6 protein-coding genes are annotated in these 6,618 nt (G+C 71.6%); 4 read left to right on the top strand and 2 right to left on the bottom strand.

What is annotated here, in order from left to right; translation table 11 throughout:
- Nucleotides 1-196: 196 nt before the first annotated feature.
- A complete protein-coding gene (locus K6I33_RS29455; protein WP_229357593.1) occupies nt 197-1,624 on the bottom strand; it encodes a hypothetical protein in 1,428 nt (475 codons plus the stop codon).
- 338 nt (nt 1,625-1,962) lie between these two features.
- On the opposite strand from K6I33_RS29455, the gene deoC reads away from it, so the two are divergent.
- From deoC to K6I33_RS29440, 3 genes are read left to right on the top strand one after another with little or no spacing between them, the layout of a single operon-like run.
- The gene (deoC, locus tag K6I33_RS29450) at nt 1,963-2,904 is read left to right on the top strand and encodes a deoxyribose-phosphate aldolase (protein ID WP_229357592.1); all 942 of its coding nucleotides are present in this window, start codon (nt 1,963-1,965) and stop codon (nt 2,902-2,904) included.
- 2 nt (nt 2,905-2,906) lie between these two features.
- A complete protein-coding gene (locus K6I33_RS29445) occupies nt 2,907-4,337 on the top strand; it encodes an aldehyde dehydrogenase family protein (RefSeq protein WP_229357591.1) in 1,431 nt (476 codons plus the stop codon).
- Nucleotides 4,330-5,214: an aldehyde dehydrogenase family protein gene (locus K6I33_RS29440; protein WP_229357590.1), complete on the top strand. Its 885-nt coding sequence runs from the start codon at nt 4,330-4,332 to the stop codon at nt 5,212-5,214. The genes K6I33_RS29445 and K6I33_RS29440 overlap by 8 nt, the downstream gene beginning before the upstream one ends.
- Before the next feature lie 103 nt (nt 5,215-5,317).
- On the opposite strand, the gene K6I33_RS29435 is transcribed toward K6I33_RS29440, so the two are convergent.
- Nucleotides 5,318-5,686, bottom strand: a complete 369-nt coding sequence (locus tag K6I33_RS29435; RefSeq protein ID WP_229357589.1) for a hypothetical protein — start codon at nt 5,684-5,686, stop codon at nt 5,318-5,320.
- Between the two features lie 152 nt (nt 5,687-5,838).
- On the opposite strand from K6I33_RS29435, the gene K6I33_RS29430 reads away from it, so the two are divergent.
- Nucleotides 5,839-6,495 (top strand): ATP-binding protein, encoded by a 657-nt coding sequence (locus tag K6I33_RS29430; RefSeq protein WP_229357588.1) that lies wholly within the window; start codon nt 5,839-5,841, stop codon nt 6,493-6,495.
- The last annotated feature ends 123 nt before the right edge of the window (nt 6,496-6,618 follow it).

The raw sequence follows: 6,618 nt of genomic DNA, 5'->3' as shown, positions 1-6,618 counted from the left end.
GTGTGCGGGCCGGTGCCGCAGGCGAGCAGTCCGCCGCCGAGGGCGACGGCGAGCAGCGCGGCCGCCGCGGCCCGGCGGGCGCGGGCGAGGTCGCCGGAGGGCGGGGTCATGCGGGACTCCTGGACGGGCGCTACGGCACGAGGGCGGGCCGCCGGTGAGGTGGCGGCCCGCCCTCGCGGGTGGGTGGGGTGGTGACTCAGGCGGCGGAGCCGACGGCGCGGCGGCGCAGCACGGCGAAGGCGATGCCCGCGGCGCTGACGGAGGCGAGGGCGCCACCGGCCGCGAGGAGCATGGTGTCGTTGCCCTCGCGCACACCCTCGGCACCGGCGGCCACGCCGCCCTGCGGGATCGCCTTGGTCTGGGTGAACTGAGCGGAGGCGTTGACGGCCTTGGCCCGGGTGGCGGAGCCGCCCGTGGCACCGGTCGACTGGCCGTCGGTGACGCAGTCGGCGGAGGGCACCGGGAAGGCCTCGGTGCCGGCCGGGTAGCCGCCGCCCTGCATCTTGAACCAGAGCTTCGGGTGCGCGCTGCCGGCGTCGAGGATCTTGATGTTGCCGTCGCCCTGCGGGTGGGCGCGGTCGGCGATCACGTCGCTGATGTCACCCGGGCCGTCCTTGTAACGGACCGAGGGGCCCTCGGGGCCGTTGGTCATGACGGCGATGGTGCCCGCGCCGATGTTCACCTCCTTGGTGACGACGCAGTCCTCGGCGGACTCGGCGGTGTTCTTGCCGGCGGCCGGCAGGCCCTTGGGGAGGGCGAAGGTCTTGGTGCCGCCGTCGCCGCGCACCTCGAGCACCGGGGCGGAGCCATTGGCGTCGAGCAGCCGCAGCCGCAGGCCCTTGACCTCCGTGGAGGTCTCGTCGCGGTCCAGCTTGCCGAGGACCTTGAGCATGTAGGTGTCGCCCGGCTTCCACTGCTCGCCGACGGCTCGGATCCACGCCTCGGGGCCACCGGCGTCGGGGTCGTTGCGGAGCACGGCGACCAGGCCGTTGCCGATGTAGACGGCGTTGCCGGTGTAACGGACAGGGGTGACGGGGCCCTGGCCACCGCTGCCCTTGTCGTTGAGGATCTCGACGCTGCCGTCGGTCGCGCTCACCTTGATGAGCTGGTCGTTGAACATGACGGAGCCGGTCTTGCCGTCGGCCTCCACGATCGCGACGGCCGCACCCGACGCATGGGTACGGGCGATCCGCCCCTGGTAGTGGTTCGGGCCGATCTTGTAGACGCGGATGACGGCGCTGCCGCGCAGGTCGTGGGTGCCGACGAGCTCCTCGGCGTCGGCCTTCTCCCCGGAGTCCTTGGAGTCCTTCTTCGCCGCCTTCTCGGCACCCGCCTTCGCCGGCGTCCCCGTCTGCTTGTCGGCGGCCGTCTTCTTGGCGTCCTCGCCGGCCGACGTCGTCTTCGGCGCGGCATCGCCGGCCGGCTTCGCCGGGACGCCCGGCTCGGCGGCCGGCTTCGCGGCCGGAGCCGCCGGGTTGACCGCGGCCGCGGGCGCGGGCGCGACCACAGGCGCGCTGTCCGCCGCGAACGCGGCGGCGGCCGGGGCCAGAACGGCACCCGCGAGGGTGGCAGTGGTGATCGCAGCGCGCAGAACGGAGCGGCGGCGCGGGGACAGAGCAGACATGCAGGGCTCCTATGTGGAGTCAGAGGTAGGGGATTCGCATGCCGCTTTCCTCGGTTCGGTTGGGACCGGAGAGGTCGGGCGGGGTTGCTGAGAAGAATCTATGGATCCTGTGTGAGCACGCCTTCGCGTATTTGTCACCAAACATCGACAGCAACCGGAAGATGAGCTATCGCTTGCCATTGAATCTGGATGAGTCATGACATATCCCCCGCTGCGGAAGAAGGCCCTCCGGAGGGGGTGACACGCGCTACGCGCGTAGATATGCTCATCCGGTGACCATGACCCCCTCCCCGAGGTTCCCCTCATCCGGCAATGAAGCCGCTGAGCGACTCGCTTCGATGGCGGACGTCACCGCCTCCGACGCCTCGCTGCGCCGCTTCCTGCACGGCCTGCCGGGCGTCGACCCGGTCGGGCTGGAGGCCCGCGCCGCGGCGCTGGGCACCCGATCGATCAAGACGACGGCGAAGGCATACGCCATCGACCTGGCGATCTCCATGATCGACCTGACGACCCTGGAGGGCGCGGACACCCCGGGCAAGGTCCGGGCGCTGTGCGCCAAGGCCCTCAACCCGGACCCGACGGACCGCGGTACGCCGCGCACCGCCGCCATCTGTGTCTACCCCGACATGGTGGCGACCGCCGCCGAGGCCCTCGCGGGCTCGGAGGTGAAGGTCGCGTCCGTGGCCACCGCCTTCCCGGCCGGCCGTGCCGCCCTCCCGGTCAAGCTGGCCGACACGATCGACGCCGTCGCCGCGGGCGCGGACGAGATCGACATGGTCATCGACCGCGGCGCCTTCCTGTCCGGCCGTTACCTCTCCGTCTTCGAGGAGATCAAGGCCGTCAAAGAGGCCTGCGTCCGGCCGGACGGCAGCGCCGCCCGGCTGAAGGTCATCTTCGAGACCGGTGAGCTGTCGACGTACGACAACATCCGCCGTGCCTCCTGGCTGGGCATGCTCGCGGGCGCCGACTTCATCAAGACGTCCACCGGCAAGGTCGCCGTGAACGCCACCCCGGCGAACACGCTCCTGATGCTGGAGGCCGTGCGCGACTTCGCCGCCACGACCGGGGTACAGGTCGGAGTGAAGCCGGCCGGCGGCATCCGGACGACCAAGGACGCGCTGAAGTTCCTGGTGCTGGTCAACGAGACCGTGGGCGAGGAGTGGCTGACCAACGAGTGGTTCCGCTTCGGTGCCTCCAGCCTGCTCAACGACCTGCTGATGCAGCGCCAGAAGCTCAGCACCGGGCGCTACTCCGGTCCCGACTACGTGACGGTGGACTGATCATGGCTTTTGAATACGCTCCGGCGCCCGAGTCGCGCTCGGTCGTCGACATCGCCCCGTCGTACGGGCTGTTCATCGACGGCGAGTTCCGCGAGGCGTCCGACGGGAAGGTCTTCAAGACCGTCTCCCCGTCCACCGAGGAGGTCCTCTCCGAGGTCGCGCAGGCGTCCGCCGAGGACGTCGACGCGGCGGTGAAGGCCGCCCGCAAGGCGTTCGAGAAGTGGTCCGCGCTGCCGGGCTCCGAGCGCGCGAAGTACCTCTTCCGCATCGCCCGGATCATCCAGGAGCGCTCGCGCGAGCTGGCCGTCCTGGAGACCCTGGACAACGGCAAGCCGATCAAGGAGACGCGCGACGCGGACCTGCCGCTGGTCGCCGCGCACTTCTTCTACTACGCGGGCTGGGCCGACAAGCTGGGCCACGCCGGTTTCGGGCCGGACCCGAAGCCGCTGGGCGTGGCCGGTCAGGTCATCCCGTGGAACTTCCCGCTGCTGATGCTGGCGTGGAAGATCGCCCCGGCGCTGGCCGCGGGCAACACCGTCGTGCTGAAGCCAGCCGAGACCACGCCGCTGTCGGCGCTGTTCTTCGCCGACATCTGCCGTCAGGCGGGGCTGCCCAAGGGTGTCGTCAACATCCTGACGGGTGACGGAACCACCGGTGCCGCGCTCGTCGGCCACGACGGGATCGACAAGGTCGCCTTCACCGGCTCCACCGCCGTCGGCAAGGCGATCGCCCGGACCGTCGCCGGTACGGACAAGAAGCTCACCCTGGAGCTGGGCGGCAAGGGCGCCAACATCGTCTTCGACGACGCGCCGATCGACCAGGCGGTCGAGGGGATCATCAACGGGATCTTCTTCAACCAGGGCCAGGTCTGCTGCGCCGGTTCGCGCCTGCTGGTGCAGGAGTCGATCCAGGACGAGCTGCTGGACGCCCTGAAGCGCCGGATGAGCACCCTGCGGGTCGGTGACCCGCTCGACAAGAACACCGACATCGGCGCGATCAACTCCGCCGAGCAGCTGGCCCGCATCCGCGCGCTGGCCGACAGCGGCGAGGCCGAGGGCGCCGAGCGCTGGGCCCCGGCGTGCGAGCTGCCGGAGAACGGCTACTGGTTCGCCCCGACGCTGTTCACCGGCGTCTCCCAGGCGCACCGCATCGCCCGCGAGGAGATCTTCGGCCCGGTGCTCTCCGTGCTGACCTTCCGCACCCCCGGCGAGGCCGTGGCCAAGGCCAACAACTCGGAGTACGGCCTGTCGGCCGGCATCTGGACCGAGAAGGGTTCGCGGATGCTCGCCGTCGCGAGCAAGCTGCGCGCGGGTGTCGTCTGGGCCAACACGTTCAACAAGTTCGATCCCACGTCGCCCTTCGGTGGTTACAAGGAGTCCGGTTTCGGGCGCGAGGGCGGTCGTCACGGTCTGGAGGCCTACCTCGATGTCTGATCGGCTCAGTGTCTTCAAGACCTACAAGCTGTTCGTCGGGGGCAAGTTCCCCCGGTCCGAGAGCGGGCGGGTGTACGAGGTGACCGACTCCAAGGGCAAGTGGCTCGCCAACGCGCCGCTGTCGTCCCGCAAGGACGCCCGTGACGCCGTCGTCGCGGCCCGCAAGGCCTTCGGCGGCTGGTCGGGCGCGACCGCCTACAACCGGGGCCAGATCCTCTACCGCGTCGCCGAGATGCTGGAGGGCCGCCGGGACCAGTTCGTCGCCGAGGTGGCCGACGCCGAGGGGCTGTCGAAGTCCAAGGCGGCCGCCCAGGTGGATGCCGCGATCGACCGCTGGGTCTGGTACGCGGGCTGGACCGACAAGATCGCCCAGATCGCCGGGGGCACCAACCCGGTGGCGGGGCCGTTCTTCAACGTCTCCTCCCCCGAGCCGACCGGTGTCGTGGCCGTCGTGGCGCCGCAGGAGTCCTCGCTGCTGGGCCTGGTCTCCGTGATCGCCCCGGTGATCGCCGGCGGCAGCACCGTGGTCGTCGTCGCGTCCGAGAAGGCGCCGCTGCCCGCGCTGTCGCTGGGCGAGGTGCTGGCCACCTCCGACGTGCCCGGTGGCGTGGTCAACATCCTGTCCGGCAAGGCCTCGGAGATCTTCCCGTCCGTCGCCGCCCACCAGGACGTCAACGCGATCGACCTCGCGGGCGCCGACGCCGAGCTGGCGAAGGCCCTGGAGGTCGCCGCCGCCGACAACCTCAAGCGCGTCGTCCGTCCACAGGCTGTGGACTGGGCCGCCGACCCGGGCACCAAGCGCCTGATGGCGTTCCAGGAGACGAAGACCGTCTGGCACCCGACGGGTTCGCTGGGCGCGGGCGGCTCGTCCTACTGACGGACCCCCGGTCGTGACATGACGGCGGCGGCGGTCTCCCTCGCGGGGGAGACCGCCGCCGTCGTCGTCGCCGTGTCCGGACGCTGCCGGTCCGGTCGCCGGTTCAGCCGCCGTTGCTCGGCAGCACGTTCAGCGCCTGGCCCACCAGGGGCAGGTCGCCGACCTGGCCCCGGTTGGTGACCGGGGACGTCACCACGTCGGTGCCGACGGGCTTGAAGTCCGCGACCTGGGTGCGGGCGCCGTTGTTCAGCGGGTCCACCGGGGTGGCCGCGAGCGGGTGGTACTTGAAGGACTTCAGCACCGGCGAGAGGCCCTCGACGGACTTCTCCAGGGCGATGCCGGTGCCCTCGAACGCCGCCCCGACGTCCGTGCGGCCCAGCTGGGCGCGCGGCGCCTGCGGTTCGGCGTGGGCCGTGGCCGCGCCGCCCGCGGCGAGCGCCGCGCCCGCGGATACGGTCAGCCCGACACGCATCAGCGTGCGCCGGCGCGGAGGGGGAGGGAACGCGTGACGTGCGTGACGTGCGTGGGAGGCCATGACCACCTGCCGTGAGAAGATTCGGAACGACAACGCAACGTAGTGGATCGACTACTCACCGCGCACGTCGCGACCCAGGGGGATCCCCCATGCGGCGCAATGCCTCACACTGGTGTCCCGTGACCTCCCACTCGCCCGCCGCGCGCGTCATCCTGCTCACCGGCCCCTCCGGCTCCGGAAAGTCCTCCCTCGCCGCCCGTACCGGGCTGCCGGTGCTCAACCTGGACGACTTCTACAAGGAGGGCGGCGACCCGACGCTGCCGCTCCTCGCGGACGGCGGCGGCACGGACTGGGACTCCCCGCTGTCGTGGGACGCGGAGGCCGCCGTGGCCGCGATCGACGCGCTGTGCCGCACGGGCCGGACGAACGTGCCCGTGTACGACATCTCCACCAGCTCCCGGAGCGGCGAGAGCCACCTGGACATCGGGCGGACCCCGCTGTTCATCGCCGAGGGGATCTTCGCCGCCGACATCATCGGCCGGTGCCGGGAGCTCGGGCACCTCGCGGACGCCCTGTGCCTGCGCGGCCGGCCCTCCGCCACGTTCCGCCAGCGACTGCTGCGCGACGTCCGCGAGGCCCGCAAGCCCGTGCCGTACCTGGTCCGGCGCGGCCTGCGGCTGATGCGCGCCGAGCGCGGCATCGTGGCCCGCCAGACGGCGCTGGGCGCCTTCGCCTGCGGCCGGGACACCGCCATGGGGCGGATCGCCGCGGCGGCCGCCGGCCACCGCGAGACCGTCCGCGTCTGACGCACGGGCACGGGAGCTCACCGAGGAAACGATCCTGCGAGGGCATCGATCCCGCGGGGGCGAAGAGTCGCATACGGCGAGAGCGGGCCCGGCGGTCCCCCCGACCGCCGGCCCGCTCTCTTC

Origin of the sequence: Streptomyces sp. UNOB3_S3 (assembly GCF_020740895.1) — a bacterium.
In the GTDB taxonomy this organism is placed as follows: domain Bacteria; phylum Actinomycetota; class Actinomycetes; order Streptomycetales; family Streptomycetaceae; genus Streptomyces.
The sequence above is the reverse complement of the archived record's forward strand: the minus strand, read 5'-3'. Positions and strand labels throughout refer to the sequence as shown.

Excerpts from the sequence above, each read along its gene's own strand:
- K6I33_RS29455 (WP_229357593.1), bottom strand. The coding sequence starts at position 1,624 with ATGTCTGCTCTGTCCCCGCGCCGCCGCTCCGTTCTGCGCGCTGCGATC.
- deoC (WP_229357592.1), top strand. The coding sequence starts at position 1,963 with ATGGCGGACGTCACCGCCTCCGACGCCTCGCTGCGCCGCTTCCTGCAC.
- K6I33_RS29445 (WP_229357591.1), top strand. The coding sequence starts at position 2,907 with ATGGCTTTTGAATACGCTCCGGCGCCCGAGTCGCGCTCGGTCGTCGAC.
- K6I33_RS29440 (WP_229357590.1), top strand. The coding sequence starts at position 4,330 with ATGTCTGATCGGCTCAGTGTCTTCAAGACCTACAAGCTGTTCGTCGGG.
- K6I33_RS29435 (WP_229357589.1), bottom strand. The coding sequence starts at position 5,686 with ATGCGTGTCGGGCTGACCGTATCCGCGGGCGCGGCGCTCGCCGCGGGC.
- K6I33_RS29430 (WP_229357588.1), top strand. The coding sequence starts at position 5,839 with ATGCGGCGCAATGCCTCACACTGGTGTCCCGTGACCTCCCACTCGCCC.